Origin of the sequence: Bradyrhizobium sp. AUGA SZCCT0222, assembly GCF_018130205.1 — a bacterium.
Lineage (GTDB): Bacteria > Pseudomonadota > Alphaproteobacteria > Rhizobiales > Xanthobacteraceae > Bradyrhizobium.
The window spans coordinates 40,847-61,569 of record NZ_JAFCLX010000020.1; the positions used below are offsets into that span (position 1 = coordinate 40,847).

Here is a 20,723-nt window from a genome sequence, read left to right on the forward strand (position 1 = left end):
GCCAAGGGGCAGGGCGGCGCTAAACAGGCGACTTAAGGGCGATTAGCTCAGTTGGTAGAGCGCTTCCTTTACACGGAAGATGTCGGCGGTTCGAGTCCGTCATCGCCTACCAGCCTTCGCGCTTCGCGCTACGGCTGGGCAAGCCAGCCAGGGTGCGAAGCGCGAAGGCTGTCTCGCCGTAGCTCGAAGAGCGAAGGCGGACTGTTCGTTGGACGACGCCTTTCATACGCGCGAGACACCACATGGACGCCCCCAGAGGCCACGAGCAGAACGCCGACCAGATAGCCTACTGGAACGGCCCGGCCGGGCAGCGCTGGGCTGATCGGCAGGCGGAGCAGGACGTCGTGCTCGGGCCGGTCGCCGACCTTCTGATCGATCGCGCGAAGCCCAAACCGGGCGAGCGGGTTATCGATATCGGCTGCGGCAGCGGCGTCACCACGATTGCGTTTGCGAAAAAGGTTGCGCCGTCAGGCCACGCGTTCGGCGTCGACATATCAGGCCCGATGCTGGAACGGGCGCGGGCGAGCGCGCCGAAGGATTTGCCTGTCGACTTCGCGCTGGCCGATGCCACCGTCTATCCGTTCGACCCCGCGAGCTTTGATCTATTGGCGTCGCGGTTCGGCGTGATGTTCTTTGCCGACCCGGTGGCGTCGTTTGCCAACATGCGCAAGGCGCTGCGACCCACGGGCCGGCTGGCATTCGCCTGCTGGCGCGAGCCGCGCGAAAACCCGTTCTTCATGGCGCCGTTGCAGGCTGCCTATAAACACGTGCCAAAGCTACCGCAGCAGGGGCCGGAAGATCCCGGGCCGTTTGCGTTTGCCTCGGAAGCGCGCGTGCGCCGCATCCTGAGCGAAGCCGGCTTTGCGGGAGTGGAAATGGAAGCCTGTCCGCTGTTGCTGGACGCCGCGATCGGCCGCGGCGTCGATGGGGCGGTGCAGGGTTCGCTCGAAATCGGCCCGGTGAGCCGCGCGCTGGACGGCCAGCCGGAGGAGCTTCGCGTTGCCGCGGCCAATTCGATCCGCGAAGCGCTGACGCCGTTTGCCAAAGGGGACGCGGTGCTGCTACCGGCCTCGGTCTGGATCGTGACCGCGCGCGCCGGATAGTGCCAGCGCGGCGCGCTGCCCGCCGCGCCCATGCTACTGTGCATGGGGTTGTTTTCGCGATTTTGTGTCCGGGCCCTGCGGGCCAGCCGGCTACTCGACCGGCTTGCAATATTCCGTCGAAACCGTTGCCGATTGCCGGGTCTCGGAAACGAAGCAGAAATAGAGCTTTGCGCCTTTGCGCAGAAACAGTCCGGCGCCGCCGCTCGGCGTCGCCGAGGTCCCGGCGATTGCATAGTCCTGCGCGAGCAGGGAGCTCACGGTGACTTTTTCGGCCGAGGGTGCCGCAGTCTGCGCCAGGGAAGGCGCTGCGCCAGACGTGAACAACCACACAACACAGATCGAACTTCTGATTTTCACACTATCGCTCCCGCTCGTCAGCTAGGCCTTTTCTTCCCAGATCATCGCCAGATGCACGATGGTCTGCACGGCCTTTTCCATGTCTTGCACGCTGACCCATTCCAGCCGCGAGTGGAATGCGTGTTCGCCGGCAAAGATGTTGGGGCAGGGCAGCCCCATGAACGACAGCCGTGAGCCGTCGGTGCCGCCGCGGATCGATGAGCGCACCGGCGTCAGGCCGGCGCGGCGGATCGCCTCGATTGCGTAGTCGACGATTTCGGGGTGGCGGTCGATCACCTGCTTCATGTTGCGGTACTGGTGCTTGACCTCCATCCGGTAGGTCGAGCGCGGATAGTCCTTCATCACGTCCTTGACGATGCCCTCCAGCAGCGCCTCTTTTTCCTTCAGGCCCTCGTCGGTGAAATCGCGCACGATGAAGCCGATAGTCGCTTTCTCCAGCGCGCCGGAAATGCCGATCGGATGCAGAAAACCTTGCTTGCCTTCGGTGGTCTCCGGCGAGCAGGTTTGTTTCGGCAGGCGATCGACGATGGCGGCGGCGATCTTGATCGCGTGCTCCATCTTGCCCTTAGCGAAGCCGGGATGGGTGCTGACGCCCTCGATGGTGATGGTGGCGCCATCGGCCGAAAACGTCTCGTCCTCGATATTCCCCGCGGTTTCGCCATCCATCGTGTAGGCGAAGTCGGCGCCGAGCTTTTTCAAGTCGACCTTGTCGACGCCGCGGCCGATCTCTTCGTCCGGCGTGAACAGGATCTTGATGGCGCCGTGCTTCACTTGCGGATTGTCGATCAGGAACTGCGCGGCATCCATGATCTCGGCAAGACCGGCCTTGTTGTCGGCGCCCAATAGCGTGGTGCCGTCTGTCGTGACGATGTCGTTGCCGATCTGGTCGGCCAGCGCCGGATGATCGGCGAATCGAATCACCTGCGTCGTATCAGCCGGCAGCACGATGTCGCCGCCACGATAGTTGCGCACGATCTGCGGCTTGACGTCCTTGCCGCTGCAATCCGGCGAGGTGTCCATGTGCGAGCAGAAGCAGATCACCGGCACCTTCTTGTCTGAATTGGCCGGGATGGTCGCGTAGACATAGCCGTGCTCGTCGAGATGGGCGTCGGAGAGGCCCATCGCCTTGAGTTCGGCCGCCAGCACGCGGCCGAGGTCTTTTTGCTTCTCAGTGGAAGGGCAGGTCGGCGACGCCGGATCCGACTGGGTATCGATCACGACATAGCGCAGGAAGCGCTCGGTGACACCGTGGGTAAAGGCGAGGGGAGAAGCCAGCATGATAACCACAACCGGATTTGGAGAAACGACGGCGCTCTATAACAGAAAAGCGCCATTCCGGGCTTCCGGAACGGCGCTTGAATGTCGGACCTTAAAGCGCGTCGCTTGGAAGCGTTTTCGAGCGAAGTGGGTACCGGTTCGCGTGAAGAAAACGCGCCAAAACAAGAATCTAGACGGCTTCCTTGAGTTCCTTGGCCGCGCGGAAGGCAACCTTCTTGCTGGCTTTGATCTGGATGGCTTCGCCGGTGGCGGGGTTGCGGCCCATGCGGGCGGCGCGCTTGCGAACCTGGAGAATGCCGAGACCGACGATGCGGATGCGCTCGCCCTTCTTCAGGTGCTTGGTGATCATGGTGACCATGTCGCTCAGAATCGACTCAGCCTGCTTTTTGGACAATTCCTGGTCCTCGGCGATTGCCGCTGCCAGATGCTTCAGCGTGATCGTCGCCGGAGTCGCTGCTTTCTTCGCCATATTCGGCCCTCCTCGGTGATGAATGGCTTTACGGAAACTTAGGCGTATCAGGCCTTAAACGATTCGGGTGGCGGGTGCCTACGCTGTTTTGCCTGCAAATAGGCCACTATTTGCATCGGCATCGCAAAAAGGCCCATTTGACAAGGGGATTCGCAACGTCCTTGACTAAAACGGGGAGGGCCTTTAAGTCCTCGCTTCTGCGCGGATCAAGACGTGATTACGCATCCGCGGGAGTAGCTCAGTTGGTTAGAGCGCCGCCCTGTCACGGCGGAGGCCGCGGGTTCGAGTCCCGTCTCTCGCGCCATTTTTCAATGGCTTAAAGACAAATCCCCCAATTGTCGGACTGGAACTCGGTTGCACTCAAACGCGGCCCGATAGTTCCAGCGTGCGGCAGAAGTGGCTGCGCAGCCAACAAAAAAGCCGCCCGAAGGCGGCCGTCTTGCCGGTGCTGAGAACAAATCCCCTTTAGCGGACCGTCGAGGTTTGCGAGCTGGTGATGACCACCGGCTTGCCTGCCTTCATGACCTGGGTCTGGGCCGTCTGGGTGTATTCCGGATTGGTGCGTGCCGAGATGCCGAAAGCAGCCACCGCGATACCAGCCACGAGCGCGACAACCACGATCTTCAGGTGGGTCGAACGGTCTGCCGAGTGAATTGAGTGGTTCATGTGATGCCTCCGAGGCGTCTATGCGCCATCTGATGGCAAGAGGTGTACGCCCCGTCTGTTTCGGGACGGTTTCGTGGATTCCCTGAAATGGTTTCGTCCGGCGGGTTTTCGAGGCGATTTTGCGCCTTTTCGGCGTCCTTAGGCGGTTCGCCTGTTGTCGCGGCGAAGGCGCAGGTCGGCGACGGGGCTTGAAATATAAGCAATAACAATAGGATAAGCCGAGATCGTCTGTGTCGCCCGTTTGTTTGCCACAGCAGTGCGCCGAGTCGTGACCTCGGCCGACAGAAGGGAATAGCGCGGCGCCTGCGCCATAGTCGTTCTTCAGTTCGTCCGTTGATCATGCCGACCGCGAGCGCGCCGACGCCCCGGCCAAAGCAGGTTGGCGGTCAATCAGGATGATCGCGGACGCCAGCGCTCGCATGCTCGGCTTGGCGATGGTGTATGCGATCGCAAAATCGGCCCGAGGCGGAAGCCGACGCCACGGTTTTGAAATCCTGCGTCAGCATGCACATCGCGAACACCGGTGCGGCGAGCCCGGACATTCTGTTGGTTGATCGGTACACCAATTGCGCGCCGCATGAGCAGGGTTCGGATGGATGGATTGCGCGAGGAGCACGGCGCGAAACGCTGGCCAGGGTGGCGATGGGTGCGCCCTGCTTTCCTGAGTTGTCCACGACGTGGTAGCGCCGGTTAGACCACAAAATAGCTTGTCTTGCGCCCTCTGTTGCGCTGCGCTAAGCCTCAAGAATAATTCCAATCAGCGAATCTGCGGCTGTCCGAAACCGCAGGAAAAGGTCCCGCCGATGAACGGCATCCTGCAGAATTACCTTCCACTTATCGTGTTTGTCGGGGTGGCAAGCCTGATCGGTCTGGCGCTGTTGATTGCCCCGTTCCTCGTCGCGTTCCAGCAGCCCGATCCGGAAAAGCTTTCCGCCTATGAATGCGGATTCAACGCTTTCGATGACGCCCGCATGAAGTTCGACGTCCGCTTCTATCTGGTGGCGATCCTTTTCATCATCTTCGACCTCGAGGTGGCATTCCTGTTTCCGTGGGCGGTGGCTTTCGGCAAGCTCGGCGCCACCGGCTTCTGGTCGATGATGGTGTTTCTCGCCGTCCTCACGGTCGGCTTTGCCTACGAATGGAAGAAAGGCGCGCTCGAATGGGATTGAGCCCCACCGCCGTATCGCATGGGTCTTCGCCGGTGATCGCACCGGCCGCGACCGGCATTATCGATCCCTCGACCGGCAAGCCGGTCGGCGCCAATGACCCGTACTTCCTCGAGGTCAATCACGAGCTTTCCGACAAGGGCTTCTTCGTCGCCGCGACCGACGATCTCATCACCTGGGCGCGCACCGGCTCGCTGATGTGGATGACGTTCGGTCTGGCCTGCTGCGCCGTCGAGATGATGCAGGTGTCGATGCCGCGTTACGACGTCGAGCGCTTCGGCTTTGCGCCGCGCGCTTCGCCGCGGCAGTCCGACGTCATGATCGTGGCGGGTACGCTGACCAACAAAATGGCGCCGGCGTTGCGCAAGGTCTACGACCAGATGCCGGAGCCGCGCTACGTGATCTCGATGGGGTCGTGCGCCAATGGCGGCGGCTATTATCACTATTCCTATTCGGTCGTGCGCGGCTGCGACCGGATCGTGCCGATCGACATCTACGTGCCCGGCTGCCCTCCGACGGCGGAAGCGCTGCTCTACGGCGTGTTGCTGTTGCAGAAGAAGATCCGGCGCATCGGCACCATCGAACGCTAAGGTTTCAGGTCAATGGACGACGGCAAGCTCGACGCCTTGGGGCAGACGATTGTTAGCGCGCTTCCGGGTGCGGCCAGCGCCCATGCGGTCGCGTACAACGAGCTCACGATCACGGTCGACGCGACCAAGATCGTCGAGGTCGTCAAATTCCTGCGCGACGATCCGGGCCTCCGTTTCGTCAGCATCATCGACGTCACGGCGGTGGATTATCCCGGCCGCGAAAAACGCTTCGACGTGATCTATCACTTCCTGTCGCCTGTGCTGAACGGTCGCCTCCGCGTGCGCGCCGAGGCCGACGAGACCACGCAGGTGCCCTCGATCATCGACGTGTTTCCCGGCGCCGACTGGTTCGAACGCGAATGCTACGATCTCTATGGCGTGATCTTCACCGGCCATCCCGACATGCGCCGCTTGCTGACCGATTACGGCTTCGACGGCCATCCGCTGCGCAAGGATTTCCCGCTCACCGGCTTCGTCGAGGTGCGTTACGACGACCAGGAGAAGCGGGTGCTGTACGAACCCGTCCGTCTCAACCAGGAATTCCGCAAGTTCGATTTCCTCTCGCCATGGGAAGGCGCTGACTATCCGCTGCCCGGCGATGAGAAGGCGGAGCCGAAGGCCTGACCATGAACGAACAGAATCTTCGAAATTTCACGATCAACTTTGGACCGCAGCACCCTGCAGCCCATGGCGTGCTTCGCCTCGTGCTCGAACTGGACGGTGAGGTCGTCGCCCGCGTCGATCCGCACATCGGCCTCTTGCATCGCGGCACCGAAAAGCTGATCGAGCAGAAGACTTATCTGCAGGCGATCCCGTATTTCGACCGGCTCGATTACGTCGCGCCGATGAACCAGGAACATGCGTTCTGCCTCGCGGCGGAAAAGTTGCTGGGCATCACGGTGCCGCGCCGCGGGCAATTGATCCGGGTGCTCTATAGCGAGATCGGCCGCATCCTGTCGCATCTGCTCAACGTCACCACGCAGGCGATGGACGTCGGCGCGCTGACCCCGCCGCTGTGGGGTTTTGAAGAACGCGAAAAGCTGATGGTGTTCTATGAGCGCGCTTCCGGCTCGCGCATGCATGCGGCGTACTTCCGCCTCGGCGGCGTGCATCAGGATTTGCCGCCAAAACTGATCGACGACATCGACGCCTGGTGCGATCCGTTCCTGCAGGTCGTCGCCGACCTCGAAACGCTGCTCACCGGCAACCGCATCTTCAAGCAGCGCAACGTCGATATCGGCGTGGTGCCGCTGAAGGAAGCCTGGGAGTGGGGTTTCTCCGGCGTGATGGTGCGCGGCTCCGGTGCTGCCTGGGATCTGCGCAAGTCGCAGCCTTATGAATGCTATGCCGAGATGGATTTCGACATTCCGATCGGCAAGAACGGCGACTGCTACGACCGCTACTGCATCCGCATGGAAGAGATGCGCCAGTCGGTGCGCATCATGAAGCAGTGCATCGCCAAGCTGCGGGCGCCGGACGGGCAGGGGCCTGTCGTCGTCGAGGACAACAAGATCGCGCCGCCGCGTCGTGGCGAGATGAAGCGCTCGATGGAAGCGCTGATCCATCACTTCAAGCTCTACACCGAGGGCGTCCGCGTGCCGGCCGGCGAAGTCTACGCCGCGGTCGAGGCGCCGAAGGGCGAGTTCGGCGTCTACCTGGTCGCCGACGGCAGCAACAAGCCCTACAAGTGCAAGATCCGCGCGCCGGGCTTTGCCCACCTGCAGGCGATGGACCACATCTGCAAGGGCCATCTGCTCGCCGACGTCTCGGCCATCCTCGGCTCGCTCGACATCGTGTTCGGAGAGGTCGATCGGTGATGGCGCAGCCGCCAATCCAGTTTGACCGGGCTTCGGGTGCGCTTGAAGGCGCCAACCCGTGGGAACGGCTGGCTGCCGTGGCGCTGACGCTGGGATCGAAAATATCGTCGAATTTTTCGCATCGCGGCTACAACATGTGCGCCAATCTCCTGCGCAGGACGCTGCCCGTGCGCGACATCGACGTCCGGCTGAATTCGGACGCGACGTTCGCATTCCCCTATGGCGACGGGTACTGGAGCAAGCTGCTCAACCGCACGTTCGCCTATGAGGACGAACTCGAATTGCTGTTCAAGCATTCCGCCGACGTCGACTACACGCTGCTCGATTGCGGCGCCAATTACGGCTACTGGTCGGTGCTGGTTTCGAGCAAGCCATTCGGCTCGCACAAGGCGATCGCGATCGAGCCGTCGGGCCAGAATTTCCCGAAGCTGGCCAACAACGCGAGACTCAACGGCAACCGCTTCGAGGCGATGAAATGCGCGATCGGCGCCGCGCGCGGCACCGCGCGATTGAGCGGCACCAAGCATGAAGCCTTCAGCATCGCCGGCGACCAGAGCGCTGGCGAGGAAGTGCCGGTCATCGCGCTCGACAATCTGATCGACGACGGCAAGGTCGCTGCCAGCGGAAAATTCCTGATCAAGCTCGACGTCGAAGGCGTCGAGATCGAGGCCATGAAGGGCGGCAAGCGGCTGCTGGAAGCCGACAGCGTGATCCTGTGCGAGGAGCACGGCAACGATCCCCAGCATACCGTGTCGCGCTACATCCTCGACCAGACCCCGCTGAAGCTGATCGTCTACGATCCGCGCAGCAATCGCCTTGAAACCGTGACCGACCTTTCCATCCTCGATCGTATCAAGGTTTCAACCCACGTCGGCTACAACGTGTTTGGCACCGCAAGCGCATTCTGGCTCGACCGGATCAATGCGCTCAATGCGAAAGCCGCAGCCCCGCGCGCAATGAGAGACTGAACGATGTCCGTCCGCCGCCTTGCACCAAAGGAACTGCAGCCCGCGAGCTTTGCGTTCTCCGACGAGAACCTCGCCTGGGCGAAGAAGCAGATCGAGAAGTATCCGCCCGGACGCCAGGCGTCGGCGGTGATTGCGATCCTGTGGCGCGTGCAGGAGCAGCATGAGGGATGGGTTTCGGAAGCCGCGATCCGCGCGGTCGCGGATCTCCTGGATATGCCCTACATCCGCGTGCTCGAGGTCGCGACCTTCTACACCATGTTCCAGTTGCAGCCGGTCGGCAAGAAAGCCCATGTCCAGGTCTGCGGCACCACGCCGTGCCGCCTGCGCGGCGCGGAAGACATCATCAAAGTGTGCCAGAGCCGCATCCATCACGATCCCTTCCATTTGTCGAAGGACGGCAATTTCAGCTGGGAAGAGGTCGAGTGCCTCGGCGCCTGCGTCAACGCGCCGATGGTGCTGATCTGGAAGGACACCTACGAGGACCTGAACAAGGAAAACTTCGGCAAGGTGCTGGACGGCTTTGCCTCCGGCAATCCGCCAAAGCCTGGACCGCAGATCGACCGTCAGTTCTCGGCGCCGGTGGGTGGCCTGACAACGCTGAAGGAAACCACATGACGCGCGATCGCTTGTTGCGAACGGGTGGGCCGGGGAGGGCCGCTGCGATGAAAACCTGGCAGTTGATGACCCTTCACGCCCTGGCGGCGGCCACGTTCATTTTTCTGCTGCAGCGCTACGCGCTGAGCGCCTCGCTTGATTCCGCTTTGTTGTGGGCGCTGACCTTCGGCGGATGCGCCGCGGGGCTCGCCTATTCACAGTCCAAACGTTGATCCCGGGAAGTTCTGGTCATGCTCGACGACAAGGATCGCATCTTCAAGAATCTCTACGGCCTGCACGATTGGGGCCTTGAGGGTGCACGCCGCCGCGGCGCCTGGGATGGCACCAAGGCGATCATCGACAAGGGCCGCGACTGGATCATCAACGAGATGAAGGCCTCCGGCCTGCGCGGGCGCGGCGGCGCGGGTTTTCCGACCGGGCTGAAATGGTCGTTCATGCCCAAGGAATCCACCGACGGCCGGCCGAGCTATCTCGTCGTCAATGCCGACGAGTCCGAGCCCGGCACCTGCAAGGACCGCGAGATCATGCGGCACGATCCGCATCTTCTGGTCGAAGGCTGCTTGCTCGCGAGCTTCGCGATGAACGCGCATGCCTGCTACATCTATGTACGCGGCGAATTCATCAGGGAGCGCGAACATCTGCAGGCCGCGATCGATCAGGCCTATGACGCCAAGCTGGTCGGCAAGGACAACCTCAATGGCTGGCCGTTCGACATCTATGTCGCGCACGGCGCCGGCGCCTATATCTGCGGCGAAGAGACCGCGCTCTTGGAAAGCCTCGAAGGCAAGAAGGGCCAGCCGCGGCTGAAGCCGCCATTCCCGGCCAATGTCGGTCTCTATGGCTGCCCGACCACCGTCAACAACGTCGAGTCGATTGCGGTGGCTCCCGATATCCTGCGCCGTGGCGCGGCATGGTTCGCCGCGATCGGCCGGCCCAACAATGTCGGCACAAAACTGTTTTGCATTTCCGGCCATGTCGAGCGGCCCTGCAACGTCGAAGAGGCGATGGGGATTCCGTTCCGTGAATTGATCGAGCGCCATTGCGGCGGCATTCGCGGCGGCTGGGACAATCTAAAGGCGGTGATCCCCGGCGGCTCGTCGGTGCGCATGGTGCCGGCCGAACAGATCATCGATACGCCGATGGATTTCGACAGCCTTGGCAAGCTGCGCTCCGGCCTCGGCACCGCAGCTGTCATCGTGATGGACAAATCGACCGATTTGATCCGGGCGATCGCGCGGATTTCCTATTTCTACAAGCACGAGAGCTGCGGCCAGTGCACGCCGTGTCGCGAAGGCACGGGGTGGATGTGGCGGGTGCTGACGCGCATGGCCGACGGCCGCGCCCACAAGCGCGAAATCGATATGCTGCTTGAGGTGACCAAGCAGGTCGAAGGCCACACCATCTGCGCGCTAGGCGATGCCGCGGCGTGGCCGATCCAGGGCCTGATCGCGCATTTCCGGCACGAGATCGAGGAGCGTATCGACCAGTATTCGCACAAGGCAGATATCGACGATATCGGCGTGCGCGACCCCGTCAACATGGTCGCGGCGGAGTAATGTCCATGTCGCAACCGAGCTTCTGGTGGCAGAAATACGGAACGCTGGCGCAGATGGCGCAGGCGACCGTGGCGCTGCTCGGCTTTGTTGCGATCCTGCTCCAGATCAACGAGATCCGCACCGGCAACCGCGCGACCAGCGCGCGGCAGGCGTTTCTGGGCTACACCGACCTGGCGTTCAAGAATCCGAAGTTCGCGCAGCCGGACTACGACAAGATCAAGGCTTCCGGCCGCGACGAGCACGTTCAGTACGAGAGCTTCGTCACTTACTTCCTCTACGCCTGCGAGGAAGCGATCGGCGCGTTCGCGGGAAAGCGCGAATGGCAGGCCTCCTGCGATTACGATTTGAAGCCGCATCTGCCGTTCCTGTGCGAGAAGAACGCGGCGCAGCCGGCCTATCTGGCCACCTATGGCGCCGAGACCCAGCAATGGATCAAGGCGTCGCTGAAGACATCAAGCGTTACACCACCCGACTGCAAGCTCGGAAAGACTTGAGAGCGCAATGACCAAACTCATCGTCGATGGCAAAGAGATCGATGTCCCCCCGGAGTACACGCTGCTGCAGGCATGTGAGGCCGCGGGCGCCGAAATTCCGCGATTCTGCTACCACGAGCGGCTGTCGATCGCCGGCAATTGCCGGATGTGCCTCGTCGAGGTGAAGGGCGGCCCGAAGCCGGTCGCCAGCTGCGCCTGGGGCGTGCGCGATTGCCGTCCGGGCCCCAAGGGCGAGCCGCCGGAAATCTCGACGCGTTCGCCGATGGTGAAGAAGGCGCGCGAAGGCGTGATGGAATTCCTGCTGATCAACCATCCGCTGGATTGCCCGATCTGCGACCAGGGCGGCGAGTGCGACCTGCAGGACCAGGCGATGGGCTACGGCGTCGACACCTCGCGCTTTGCCGAGAACAAGCGCGCGGTCGAGGACAAATATCTGGGCGCGCTGGTCAAGACCTCGATGAACCGCTGCATCCAGTGCACGCGCTGCGTCCGTTTCTCCGCCGAAGTCTGCGGCGCGCCGGAAATGGGTGCGACCGGCCGCGGCGAGGACATGGAAATCACGACCTACCTGGAATCGGCGCTGACTTCGGAGTTGCAGGGCAACCTCGTCGACATCTGCCCGGTCGGCGCGCTGACCTCGAAGCCGTATGCCTTTGCGGCGCGGCCCTGGGAGCTCGGCAAGACCCAGTCGGTCGACGTGATGGACGGCGTCGGCTCGGCGATCCGGGTCGATACTCGCGGCCGCGAGGTGATGCGGATCCTGCCGCGCATCAACGAGGCGGTGAACGAGGAATGGATTTCCGACAAGACCCGTCACATCGTCGACGGCCTGCGGACCCAGAGGCTCGACCGGCCCTATATCCGCCAGAACGGCCAGCTTCGCGCCGCCTCCTGGTCTGAAGCGTTTGCGGCGATCGCGGCCAAGACCGGCCGGATCGACGGCAAGCGGATCGGTGCGATCGCGGGCGACCTTGCCGCGGTCGAAGAGATGTTCGCGCTGAAGGAACTGCTGGCGAAGTGCGGCTCAAGCAATCTGGCGGTGCAGGGCGGCGACGCCTTCGACCCCAGCGCAGGCCGCGCGTCCTATATCTTCAACCCGACCATTGCCGGAATCGAGCAGGCCGACGCGCTGCTGATCGTGGGATCGAACCCGCGCAAGGAAGCCGCCGTCCTCAACGCGCGCATCCGCAAGCGCTGGCGCTCGGGCAGGCTCAAGGTCGGCGTCATCGGCGCCAAGGCCGACCTGACCTATGATTACGATTATCTCGGCGCCGGCACGGATTCGCTCGGTGATCTCGCGGCCGGCAAGCATTCCTTCGCTGAGGTGCTCAAGGGCGCCAAGAACCCGATCGTGCTGGTCGGCGCCGGATCACTGGCGCGCCATGACGGCGCGGCGGTGCTGGCGCTCGCTGCCAAACTCGCGGTCGACGTCGGCGCACTCAAGGACGGCTGGAACGGTTTTGGCGTGCTGCAGGATACGGCGTCGCGCGCGGGCGCGCTCGACATCGGCTTTGCGGCCGGCAAGGACAGCCTGAATCTCGCGCAAATGACGACGTTCGGCACGCTCGACGTGCTGTTCCTGCTCGGCGCCGATGACGTCAAGGTGCCGGACGGGACGTTCGTGGTCTATATTGGCACCCATGGCGATCGCGGCGCGCATCGCGCTGACGTCATTTTGCCGGGCGCGGCCTATACCGAAAAATCCGGCATCTACGTCAACACCGAGGGCAGGGCGCAGATTGCCAACCGCGCCGCGTTCCCGCCGGGCGAGGCGCGCGAGGACTGGGCGATCGTCCGTGCGCTGTCGGATGTGCTGGGCAAGAAGCTGCCCTATGACTCGCTTCAGGCGTTGCGCCAGGAGCTCTTCAAGGCCGTGCCGCATCTGATCCGGATCGACCAGATCGAGCCCGGTAAACCGGAAGAGGTGAAGGCGCTGGCCGGCAAGGGCGGCAGCGTCGACAAGACGCCGTTCAAGACGACCGTCGAGGATTTCTACCTCACCAACCCGATCGCGCGCGCGTCGGCGGTGATGGCGGAGTGTTCCCGGCTGGCGTCCGGGCAAATGCTGACGGCAGCGGAGTGAGCGTGACCTGATGGCTGAATTCTTCGCAAGCTCGTTCTGGACCGGTTTCCTCTGGCCGCTGATCATCATGGTCGCGCAGAGCCTGCTGCTGCTGGTCCTGCTGCTGATCGCGATCGCCTACATCCTGCTTGCCGATCGCAAGATCTGGGCGGCGGTGCAGATCCGCAGGGGTCCCAACGTCGTCGGCCCCTTCGGCCTGCTGCAATCCTTCGCCGACCTTTTGAAGTTCGTGCTGAAGGAGCCGGTCATTCCCTCCGGCTCCAACAAGGGCGTGTTCCTGCTCGCGCCGCTGGTCTCTTGCGTGCTGGCGCTGGCGGCCTGGGCCGTGATCCCGATGGATTTCGGCTGGGTGATCGCCAACATCAATGTTGGCGTGCTCTACATCTTTGCGATCTCGTCGCTGTCGATCTACGGCATCATCATGGCCGGCTGGTCGTCGAACTCGAAATACCCGTTCCTCGCCGCGCTGCGTTCGGCGGCGCAGATGGTGTCGTACGAAGTCTCGATCGGCTTCGTGATCATCACGGTGCTCTTGTGCGTGGGCTCGCTGAACCTGACCGACGTGGTGCAGGCCCAAAACACCAGATTCGGGCTGCTCGGCTGGTACTGGCTGCCGCTGTTTCCGATGTTCGTGATCTTCTACGTCTCGGCGCTGGCCGAAACCAACCGCCCGCCGTTCGACCTGGTTGAAGCGGAATCCGAACTGGTCGCGGGCTTCATGACCGAGTACGGCTCGACGCCGTATCTGCTGTTCATGCTCGGCGAATACGTCGCGATCACCACGATGTGCGCGTTGGCGACGATCCTGTTCCTGGGCGGCTGGCTGCCGCCGGTTCCCTACGCCCCGTTCACCTGGGTGCCCGGGATCATCTGGTTCGCGCTGAAAGTGTTCTTCATGTTCTTCATGTTCGCGATGGCGAAGGCGATCGTGCCGCGCTACCGCTACGATCAACTGATGCGGCTCGGCTGGAAGGTGTTCCTGCCGCTGTCGCTGGCGATGGTGGTGATCGTCGCCGGGGTCCTGCAATTCGCGGGGCTCGCGCCGAAATGAGGTCGCTATGAGCATCAATATCAACGCAACAGCCCGCTCGCTTCTCCTGACCGAGTTCGTATCGGCGTTCTTCCTCGCCATGCGCTACTTCTTCAAGCCGAAGCCGACGCTGAACTATCCGTTCGAGAAGGGCCCGATTTCGCCGCGCTTCCGCGGCGAGCATGCGCTGCGCCGCTATCCGAACGGCGAAGAGCGCTGCATTGCCTGCAAGCTGTGCGAGGCGATCTGTCCGGCGCAGGCCATCACCATCGAGGCCGGCCCGCGCCGCAACGACGGCACCCGTCGTACCGTGCGCTACGACATCGACATGGTGAAATGCATCTATTGCGGCCTGTGCCAGGAAGCCTGCCCGGTCGATGCCATTGTCGAGGGACCGAATTTCGAATTCGCGACCGAGACCCGCGAGGAACTGTATTATGACAAGGCGAAATTGCTCGCCAATGGCGACCGTTGGGAGCGTGAGATTGCAAAATCGATCGAACTCGACGCGCCGTACCGGTGAGGTGAGGGTATGATCCTTCCCGCGCTGTTCTTCTATCTGTTTGCCGGCATCTGCGTGGCGTCGGCGGTGATGGTGATTGTCTCGCGCAATCCCGTGCACTCCGTGCTGTATCTGATCCTGGCCTTCGTCAACGCTTCGGGCCTGTTCATCCTGATGGGCGCCGAATTCCTCGGCATGATGCTGATCGTGGTCTATGTCGGCGCGGTCGCGGTGCTGTTCCTGTTCGTGATCATGATGCTCGACGTCGACTTCGTCGAGCTGCGCGAGGGCTTCATGCAGTATCTGCCGATCGGGCTCGTGATCGGCGGCATCTTCGTGTTCGAGCTCCTGCTGGTCGTCGGCGGCTGGGCGATCAATCCGTCCGTGACCAAGAACATCACGGCGGCAATCCCGACGAATATCAGCAACACCGAGGCGCTCGGCCTCGTGCTCTATACGAAGTACATCCATTACTTCCAGCTCGCCGGCATGGTGCTGCTGGTCGCGATGATCGGCGCCATCGTGCTGACGCTGCGCCACAAGGTCAGCGTCAAGCGGCAGGACATCAACGTGCAGAATGCGCGGACACCGGAGCTCGCGATGAGCGTGCGCAAGGTGGCCGCGGGCCAGGGCCTGCAGGACGCGGACGCGGCGGAGTGGGTGAAATGACGATCGGGCTCGGACATTACCTCTCGGTCGGCGCGATCCTGTTCACGCTCGGGATCCTCGGCATCTTCCTCAACCGCAAGAACATCATCGTCATTCTGATGTCGATCGAGCTGATCCTGCTTTCGGTCAACATCAACCTGGTGGCGTTCTCGACCTTCCTCGGCGACATCGTCGGCCAGGTGTTTGCGCTGCTGGTGCTGACGGTCGCCGCAGCCGAGGCCGCGATCGGCCTTGCCGTGCTGGTGGTGTACTTCCGCAACCGCGGTTCGATCGCGGTTGAAGACGTTAATTTGATGAAGGGCTAGGCGCAGCTATGATTCAGGCAATCGTCTTTCTGCCGCTGCTGGGCGCCATTCTGGCCGGCCTGATCGCGCTGTTCGGGGCGCATGCGCGCAACCCGAGCGGCGACACGGTCGAACATCATGATGACGGCCATGGGCACGACGCGCACGCGCATGCGTCAGCCGCCCACGACGACCATGCCCACGATGACCACGGCCATGACGATCACCACGTGTCCGAGCCGCCGGCCGCGGGCTCGCGTGCAGCGGAACTGATCACGACCGGTCTCTTGATGATTTCGGCTGCCCTTTCCTGGGTCACGCTGGTCGATGTCGGCTTCATGCATCATGACGCGCGCATTGCCCTGTTCCCCTGGATCAATTCAGGCGATCTGCAGGTCGCTTGGTCGCTGCGCGTCGACACGCTGACCGCGGTCATGCTGGTCGTGGTCAACACCGTGTCCGCGCTCGTGCACCTCTATTCCATCGGCTACATGGACGAGGATCCGCACCGGCCGCGCTTCTTTGCCTATCTGTCGCTGTTCACCTTCGCGATGCTGATGCTGGTGACCTCGGACAACCTGGTGCAGATGTTCTTCGGCTGGGAAGGCGTCGGTCTCGCCAGCTATCTGCTGATCGGGTTCTGGTACCAGAAGCCGTCGGCCAATGCGGCGGCGATCAAGGCCTTCGTGGTCAACCGCGTCGGCGATTTCGGCTTCGCGCTCGGCATCTTCGCCGTGTTCATGCTGCTCAAGTCCACCGATTTCGAGACCATCTTCGCGGGCGCGCCGGGGCTCGCAGGCAAGACCATCGACGTGTTCGGCTGGCATGCCGACGCGCTGACGCTGACCTGCCTGCTGCTGTTCATGGGCGCGATGGGCAAGTCCGCCCAGTTCCTGCTGCACACCTGGTTGCCGGACGCCATGGAAGGCCCGACGCCGGTCTCGGCGCTGATCCATGCCGCGACCATGGTCACCGCCGGCGTGTTCATGGTGGCGCGCCTGTCGCCGCTGTTCGAGCTGGCGCCGAATGCGCAGGCCGTCGTGATGTTCTTCGGCGCCACCACCGCGTTCTTTGCGGCGACGATTGGCCTCGTGCAGAACGACATCAAGCGCATCGTCGCTTACTCGACCTGTTCGCAGCTCGGCTACATGTTCGTGGCGATGGGGGCAGGGGCCTATTCGGTCGGCATCTTTCATCTGTTCACGCACGCCTTCTTCAAGGCGCTGCTGTTCCTGGGCTCCGGCTCGGTGATCTACGCGATGCATCACGAGCAGGACATCCGCAACATGGGCGGGCTGAAGGACCGGATTCCCTTCACCTATATCGTGATGGTGATCGGCACGCTGGCATTGACCGGATTCCCGCTCACCGCCGGCTATTTCTCCAAGGATGCGATCATCGAATCTGCCTACGTCTCGCATAATCCGTTCGCGATGTACGGCTTCCTGATGACGGTGGTCGCGGCCGGCCTGACCTCGTTCTATTCCTGGCGTCTGATCTTCAAGACCTTCCACGGCGAACCGCACGATCAGGAGCACTACGAAGCCGCCCACGAGGCGCCGCTGTGGATGCTGGTCCCGATCGGCGTCCTCGCCGCAGGCTCGATCCTGGCCGGCTTCCCGTTCAAGGAATTGTTCGCAGGCCACGGCGTGGCCGAGTTCTTCCGTGAATCCCTGAAGATGCACCCGAACATCATCGAAGAGATGCACCACATCCCGGCGTGGATCGCGTACCTGCCGACGGTGATGATGGTGGTGGGCGCCTATATCTCCTACGTCTTCTATATCCGCCGGCCCTATCTGCCGGTCGAACTCGCCAGCCAGCATCCGATGCTCTACCAGTTCCTGCTCAACAAATGGTATTTCGACGAGCTGTATGACCTGATCTTCGTGCGCCCGGCCAAGTGGATCGGCCACTTCCTGTGGAAGAAGGGCGATGGCTATGTCATCGACGGCTTCGGCCCCGACGGCATTTCCGCGCGGGTGCTCGATGTCACCCGCAACGTCGTGAAGATCCAAACCGGCTATCTCTATCACTACGCATTCGCGATGCTGATCGGGGTTGCCGGACTAATCACCTGGTTCATGTTCGGCTTGGGAGGCCAGTGATGACAACCTGGCCCATTCTCTCGGTCGTCACCTTCCTGCCGCTGTTCGGCGCGCTGGTGATCTACATCAGCCGCGGCGACGACGAGGCGGCGAGAAGCAACTCGCGCTGGATCGCGCTGTGGACCACGCTGGTCACCTTTGCAGTCTCGCTGATCCTGGTCTGGCGCTTCGATGCGACCAATCCGGACTTCCAGTTCATTGAAAAGGCGTCGTGGCTGGCGAGCGGCATCACCTACCACATGGGTGTCGACGGCATTTCACTGCCGTTCGTGATCCTGACCACCGCCCTGATGCCGTTCTGCATCATCGCGAGCTGGAAATCGGTGACGATGCGGGTGCGCGAATACATGATGGCGTTCCTGCTGTTGGAAACGCTGATGATCGGCACCTTCTCGGCGCTCGACCTCGTGCTGTTCTACCTGTTCTTCGAGGGCGGCCTGATCCCGATGTTCCTGATCATCGGCGTCTGGGGCGGCCCGCGCCGGGTCTACGCGTCATTCAAGTTCTTCCTCTATACGCTGCTCGGCTCGGTCTTGATGCTGCTGGCGATCATGGCGCTGTACTGGAACGCCGGAACCACCGATATCCCGACGCTGATGCACACCGCCGTGCCGCGTTCCCTGCAGACCTGGGCGTGGCTGGCGTTCTTTGCATCGTTCGCGGTGAAGATGCCGATGTGGCCGGTGCACACCTGGTTGCCGGACGCGCACGTCGAGGCGCCGACCGCAGGCTCGGTGATCCTGGCGGCGATCCTGTTGAAGATGGGCGGCTACGGCTTCCTGCGCTTCTCGCTGCCGATGTTCCCGCTGGCGTCGCATGATTTCGCATGGATCGTCTTTACGCTGTCGGCGATCGCGATCATCTACACCTCGCTGGTGGCGTTGATGCAGGAAGACATCAAGAAGCTGATCGCCTATTCGTCGGTGGCGCATATGGGTTTCGTCACCATGGGCATTTTCGCCGGCACCACGCAGGGCGTGGCCGGCGGCGTGTTCCAGATGATCTCGCACGGCATCGTCTCGGGCGCGCTGTTCCTTTGCGTCGGCATCGTCTACGACCGCATGCACACCCGCGAGATCGCCGCTTACGGCGGCCTCGTGAACCGGATGCCGCTCTACGCGCTGGTGTTCATGGTGTTCACCATGGCCAATGTCGGGCTGCCCGGCACAAGCGGCTTCGTCGGCGAATTCATGACGCTGATCGGCACCTTCAAGGTCTCGATCCCGACCGCGACCTTCGCCACGATCGGCGTGATCCTGTCGGCGGGCTATGCGCTCTGGCTCTATCGCAAGGTGGTGTTCGGCACGCTCACAAAACCGGCGCTCGCCAGCATCAAGGACCTCACGTTCCGCGAAGGCCTGATGCTGTTCCCGCTGGTCTTCCTCACCATCCTGTTCGGCGTCTATCCGAAGCCGGTGCTCGACATGTCGGCGGCCTCGGTTCAGCAACTCGTCAACAATTACAACACCGCCGTGACTGCCGTGAAGGCAGCCGCGTTGATCCAGTAAGGCCTTTTCCATGAGCTTCCAGAGTGCAGGTTATCAGTTGCTGCCGGTGTTGCCGGAGCTGGTGCTGGCCGCGGGTGCCATGGCACTGCTGATGCTCGGCGCCTATCGCGGCGGCGAGGGGACGACGAAGCTCGTTACAAGCCTTGCGGTATGCCTGCTGATCCTGACCGGCGTGCTGGAGCTGATGCTGCCGGCCGGCAAGCTCACGACCTTCGGCGGCAGCTTCATCGTCGACGATTTTGCGCGTTTCCTTAAAATTCTGGCGCTGATCGGCTCTGGCGCGACCCTGATCCTGTCGGCGGAATTCCTGTCCGATCCGTCGCGGCGGATCTTTGAGTATTCGATCCTGGTGCTGCTCTCGACGCTCGGCATGATGGTGCTGATCTCGGCCGGCGACCTGATCATGCTCTATCTCGGGCTGGAACTGATGAGTCTGGCGCTCTACGTGGTCGCCGCCAGCAACCGCGACAACGCCAAATCCACCGAAGCCGGCCTGAAGTATTTTGTGCTCGGCGCGCTGTCTTCGGGCATGCTGCTCTACGGCGCGTCGCTGATCTACGGCTTTACCGGCACCGTCAGCTTCGCTGGCATCGCGGCGGCTGCGAAAACCGGCAACATCGGGCTCGTGTTCGGCCTCGTGTTCCTGCTCGCGGGCCTCTGCTTCAAGGTCTCCGCGGTGCCGTTCCACATGTGGACGCCCGACGTCTATGAGGGCGCGCCGACGCCGGTAACCGCGTTCTTTGCCTCCGCGCCGAAGGTCGCAGCGTTGGCGGTGTTTACGCGCGTGGCGCTGACGGCATTCCCGGGCATCGTCTCGCAATGGCAGCAGATCATCGTGTTCGTGGCGATCGCCTCGATGGTGCTGGGCTCGTTTGCCGCCATCGGGCAGAAGAACATCAAGCGCCTGATGGCCTATTCCTCGATCGGCCATATGGGTTTTGCGCTGGTCGGGCTCGCGTCCGGCACCGTCGAGGGCGCGCAGGGCGTGCTGGTCTATATCGCGATCTATGTCGCGATGACGCTCGGCACTTTCTCGGTCATCCTGACCATGAAGCGGAACGGCCAGCCGATGGAGCAGATCAGCGACTTTGCCGGCCTGTCGCGCACCAATCCGCTGCTCGCCTTCGTCTTTGCGATGCTGCTGTTCTCGCTGGCCGGCATTCCGCCGCTCGCGGGCTTCTTCGCCAAATGGTACGTGTTCGTCGCCGCGATCAAGGCAGGCCTGTTCACGCTCGCCGTGGTCGGCGTGCTCGCCAGTGTCGTGGGCGCGTTCTACTATCTCAGCATCATCAAGGTGATGTATTTCGACGAGCCGGCGGGTGAGCTCGACCCGATGCGCACCGAATTGCGCGTGGTGCTGGCGATCACGGGCATCTTCACGATCTTCTTCTTCGTCTATCCGGGGCTGCTGGTCAGCGTGGCCGCGGCCGCGGCGAAGTCGCTGTTTTAGCGCGCATGAT

22 protein-coding genes and 2 tRNA genes are annotated in these 20,723 nt (G+C 62.5%); 20 read left to right on the forward strand and 4 right to left on the reverse strand.

Annotation, left to right across the window (positions count from 1 at the left end; translation table 11 throughout):
• The first annotated feature begins 36 nt into the window (after positions 1 to 36).
• Positions 37 to 112, forward strand: a tRNA-Val gene (locus JQ629_RS19000).
• 130 nt (positions 113 to 242) lie between these two features.
• On the forward strand, positions 243 to 1,103 hold the full coding sequence (locus tag JQ629_RS19005) for a class I SAM-dependent methyltransferase (protein WP_212413956.1): 861 nt from the start codon (positions 243 to 245) through the stop codon (positions 1,101 to 1,103).
• Between the two features lie 90 nt (positions 1,104 to 1,193).
• On the opposite strand, the gene JQ629_RS19010 is transcribed toward JQ629_RS19005, so the two are convergent.
• The 3 genes from JQ629_RS19010 to JQ629_RS19020 all read right to left on the reverse strand — a co-directional run bounded on the left by JQ629_RS19010 (position 1,194) and on the right by JQ629_RS19020 (position 3,207).
• Entirely contained in the window at positions 1,194 to 1,361 is a 168-nt protein-coding gene (locus tag JQ629_RS19010) for a hypothetical protein (RefSeq protein ID WP_212413957.1), read from the reverse strand.
• A gap of 120 nt (positions 1,362 to 1,481) precedes the next feature.
• On the reverse strand, positions 1,482 to 2,738 hold the full coding sequence (gene pepT, locus JQ629_RS19015) for a peptidase T (RefSeq protein WP_212413958.1): 1,257 nt from the start codon (positions 2,736 to 2,738) through the stop codon (positions 1,482 to 1,484).
• Between the two features lie 169 nt (positions 2,739 to 2,907).
• Positions 2,908 to 3,207, reverse strand: coding sequence for an HU family DNA-binding protein (locus JQ629_RS19020; protein WP_212208117.1), 300 nt, complete (start codon positions 3,205 to 3,207; stop codon positions 2,908 to 2,910).
• 227 nt (positions 3,208 to 3,434) lie between these two features.
• Here JQ629_RS19020 and JQ629_RS19025 point away from each other — a divergent pair.
• Positions 3,435 to 3,511, forward strand: a tRNA-Asp gene (locus tag JQ629_RS19025).
• A 161-nt stretch (positions 3,512 to 3,672) separates the two neighbouring features.
• On the opposite strand, the gene JQ629_RS19030 is transcribed toward JQ629_RS19025, so the two are convergent.
• Positions 3,673 to 3,873, reverse strand: coding sequence for a hypothetical protein (locus JQ629_RS19030; RefSeq protein ID WP_212413959.1), 201 nt, complete (start codon positions 3,871 to 3,873; stop codon positions 3,673 to 3,675).
• A gap of 803 nt (positions 3,874 to 4,676) precedes the next feature.
• Between JQ629_RS19030 and JQ629_RS19035 the strand changes: the two genes are divergently transcribed.
• Genes JQ629_RS19035 through nuoN form a run of 17 tightly spaced genes read left to right on the forward strand, consistent with a single transcriptional unit; the run spans position 4,677 to position 20,713 of the window.
• A complete protein-coding gene (locus JQ629_RS19035) occupies positions 4,677 to 5,042 on the forward strand; it encodes an NADH-quinone oxidoreductase subunit A (RefSeq protein WP_192733458.1) in 366 nt (121 codons plus the stop codon).
• Complete coding sequence (locus JQ629_RS19040; protein ID WP_192733457.1) at positions 5,033 to 5,629, forward strand: NuoB/complex I 20 kDa subunit family protein; 597 nt, start codon at positions 5,033 to 5,035, stop codon at positions 5,627 to 5,629. Before JQ629_RS19035 ends, JQ629_RS19040 begins: the two co-directional genes overlap by 10 nt.
• Positions 5,630 to 5,641: 12 nt before the next feature.
• Entirely contained in the window at positions 5,642 to 6,253 is a 612-nt protein-coding gene (locus JQ629_RS19045; RefSeq protein WP_212413960.1) for an NADH-quinone oxidoreductase subunit C, read from the forward strand.
• A 2-nt stretch (positions 6,254 to 6,255) separates the two neighbouring features.
• On the forward strand, positions 6,256 to 7,446 hold the full coding sequence (locus JQ629_RS19050) for an NADH-quinone oxidoreductase subunit D (RefSeq protein WP_212263546.1): 1,191 nt from the start codon (positions 6,256 to 6,258) through the stop codon (positions 7,444 to 7,446).
• Positions 7,446 to 8,414: an FkbM family methyltransferase gene (locus JQ629_RS19055; RefSeq protein ID WP_212413961.1), complete on the forward strand. Its 969-nt coding sequence runs from the start codon at positions 7,446 to 7,448 to the stop codon at positions 8,412 to 8,414. Before JQ629_RS19050 ends, JQ629_RS19055 begins: the two co-directional genes overlap by 1 nt.
• Positions 8,415 to 8,417: 3 nt before the next feature.
• Positions 8,418 to 9,029 (forward strand): NADH-quinone oxidoreductase subunit NuoE, encoded by a 612-nt coding sequence (nuoE, locus tag JQ629_RS19060; protein WP_212413962.1) that lies wholly within the window; start codon positions 8,418 to 8,420, stop codon positions 9,027 to 9,029.
• Positions 9,026 to 9,241: a hypothetical protein gene (locus tag JQ629_RS19065; protein WP_212413963.1), complete on the forward strand. Its 216-nt coding sequence runs from the start codon at positions 9,026 to 9,028 to the stop codon at positions 9,239 to 9,241. Before nuoE ends, JQ629_RS19065 begins: the two co-directional genes overlap by 4 nt.
• Positions 9,242 to 9,259: 18 nt before the next feature.
• Positions 9,260 to 10,585, forward strand: coding sequence for an NADH-quinone oxidoreductase subunit NuoF (gene nuoF, locus JQ629_RS19070; RefSeq protein WP_192733451.1), 1,326 nt, complete (start codon positions 9,260 to 9,262; stop codon positions 10,583 to 10,585).
• Positions 10,586 to 10,590: 5 nt separating this feature from the next.
• The gene (locus tag JQ629_RS19075; protein WP_212413964.1) at positions 10,591 to 11,079 is read left to right on the forward strand and encodes a hypothetical protein; all 489 of its coding nucleotides are present in this window, start codon (positions 10,591 to 10,593) and stop codon (positions 11,077 to 11,079) included.
• Between the two features lie 7 nt (positions 11,080 to 11,086).
• On the forward strand, positions 11,087 to 13,162 hold the full coding sequence (nuoG, locus tag JQ629_RS19080) for an NADH-quinone oxidoreductase subunit NuoG (RefSeq protein ID WP_212413965.1): 2,076 nt from the start codon (positions 11,087 to 11,089) through the stop codon (positions 13,160 to 13,162).
• Between the two features lie 10 nt (positions 13,163 to 13,172).
• Entirely contained in the window at positions 13,173 to 14,213 is a 1,041-nt protein-coding gene (gene nuoH, locus JQ629_RS19085) for an NADH-quinone oxidoreductase subunit NuoH (protein WP_212413966.1), read from the forward strand.
• A gap of 13 nt (positions 14,214 to 14,226) precedes the next feature.
• Complete coding sequence (gene nuoI, locus JQ629_RS19090) at positions 14,227 to 14,715, forward strand: NADH-quinone oxidoreductase subunit NuoI (RefSeq protein WP_212263767.1); 489 nt, start codon at positions 14,227 to 14,229, stop codon at positions 14,713 to 14,715.
• A 9-nt stretch (positions 14,716 to 14,724) separates the two neighbouring features.
• Positions 14,725 to 15,363 (forward strand): NADH-quinone oxidoreductase subunit J, encoded by a 639-nt coding sequence (locus JQ629_RS19095; protein ID WP_212413967.1) that lies wholly within the window; start codon positions 14,725 to 14,727, stop codon positions 15,361 to 15,363.
• Positions 15,360 to 15,668, forward strand: a complete 309-nt coding sequence (gene nuoK / locus JQ629_RS19100) for an NADH-quinone oxidoreductase subunit NuoK (RefSeq protein WP_028162793.1) — start codon at positions 15,360 to 15,362, stop codon at positions 15,666 to 15,668. Before JQ629_RS19095 ends, nuoK begins: the two co-directional genes overlap by 4 nt.
• Before the next feature lie 8 nt (positions 15,669 to 15,676).
• A complete protein-coding gene (gene nuoL / locus JQ629_RS19105; protein ID WP_212413968.1) occupies positions 15,677 to 17,755 on the forward strand; it encodes an NADH-quinone oxidoreductase subunit L in 2,079 nt (692 codons plus the stop codon).
• Complete coding sequence (locus tag JQ629_RS19110) at positions 17,755 to 19,263, forward strand: NADH-quinone oxidoreductase subunit M (RefSeq protein WP_212413969.1); 1,509 nt, start codon at positions 17,755 to 17,757, stop codon at positions 19,261 to 19,263. The genes nuoL and JQ629_RS19110 overlap by 1 nt, the downstream gene beginning before the upstream one ends.
• Positions 19,264 to 19,273: 10 nt before the next feature.
• On the forward strand, positions 19,274 to 20,713 hold the full coding sequence (nuoN, locus tag JQ629_RS19115) for an NADH-quinone oxidoreductase subunit NuoN (RefSeq protein WP_212413970.1): 1,440 nt from the start codon (positions 19,274 to 19,276) through the stop codon (positions 20,711 to 20,713).
• Positions 20,714 to 20,723: the final 10 nt, after the last annotated feature.

Excerpts from the sequence above, each read along its gene's own strand:
- JQ629_RS19005 (WP_212413956.1), top strand. The coding sequence starts at position 243 with ATGGACGCCCCCAGAGGCCACGAGCAGAACGCCGACCAGATAGCCTAC.
- pepT (WP_212413958.1), bottom strand. The coding sequence starts at position 2,738 with ATGCTGGCTTCTCCCCTCGCCTTTACCCACGGTGTCACCGAGCGCTTC.
- JQ629_RS19020 (WP_212208117.1), bottom strand. The coding sequence starts at position 3,207 with ATGGCGAAGAAAGCAGCGACTCCGGCGACGATCACGCTGAAGCATCTG.
- JQ629_RS19030 (WP_212413959.1), bottom strand. The coding sequence starts at position 3,873 with ATGAACCACTCAATTCACTCGGCAGACCGTTCGACCCACCTGAAGATC.
- JQ629_RS19035 (WP_192733458.1), top strand. The coding sequence starts at position 4,677 with ATGAACGGCATCCTGCAGAATTACCTTCCACTTATCGTGTTTGTCGGG.
- JQ629_RS19040 (WP_192733457.1), top strand. The coding sequence starts at position 5,033 with ATGGGATTGAGCCCCACCGCCGTATCGCATGGGTCTTCGCCGGTGATC.
- JQ629_RS19045 (WP_212413960.1), top strand. The coding sequence starts at position 5,642 with ATGGACGACGGCAAGCTCGACGCCTTGGGGCAGACGATTGTTAGCGCG.
- JQ629_RS19050 (WP_212263546.1), top strand. The coding sequence starts at position 6,256 with ATGAACGAACAGAATCTTCGAAATTTCACGATCAACTTTGGACCGCAG.
- JQ629_RS19055 (WP_212413961.1), top strand. The coding sequence starts at position 7,446 with ATGGCGCAGCCGCCAATCCAGTTTGACCGGGCTTCGGGTGCGCTTGAA.
- nuoE (WP_212413962.1), top strand. The coding sequence starts at position 8,418 with ATGTCCGTCCGCCGCCTTGCACCAAAGGAACTGCAGCCCGCGAGCTTT.
- JQ629_RS19065 (WP_212413963.1), top strand. The coding sequence starts at position 9,026 with ATGACGCGCGATCGCTTGTTGCGAACGGGTGGGCCGGGGAGGGCCGCT.
- nuoF (WP_192733451.1), top strand. The coding sequence starts at position 9,260 with ATGCTCGACGACAAGGATCGCATCTTCAAGAATCTCTACGGCCTGCAC.
- JQ629_RS19075 (WP_212413964.1), top strand. The coding sequence starts at position 10,591 with ATGTCGCAACCGAGCTTCTGGTGGCAGAAATACGGAACGCTGGCGCAG.
- nuoG (WP_212413965.1), top strand. The coding sequence starts at position 11,087 with ATGACCAAACTCATCGTCGATGGCAAAGAGATCGATGTCCCCCCGGAG.
- nuoH (WP_212413966.1), top strand. The coding sequence starts at position 13,173 with ATGGCTGAATTCTTCGCAAGCTCGTTCTGGACCGGTTTCCTCTGGCCG.
- JQ629_RS19095 (WP_212413967.1), top strand. The coding sequence starts at position 14,725 with ATGATCCTTCCCGCGCTGTTCTTCTATCTGTTTGCCGGCATCTGCGTG.
- nuoK (WP_028162793.1), top strand. The coding sequence starts at position 15,360 with ATGACGATCGGGCTCGGACATTACCTCTCGGTCGGCGCGATCCTGTTC.
- nuoL (WP_212413968.1), top strand. The coding sequence starts at position 15,677 with ATGATTCAGGCAATCGTCTTTCTGCCGCTGCTGGGCGCCATTCTGGCC.
- JQ629_RS19110 (WP_212413969.1), top strand. The coding sequence starts at position 17,755 with ATGACAACCTGGCCCATTCTCTCGGTCGTCACCTTCCTGCCGCTGTTC.
- nuoN (WP_212413970.1), top strand. The coding sequence starts at position 19,274 with ATGAGCTTCCAGAGTGCAGGTTATCAGTTGCTGCCGGTGTTGCCGGAG.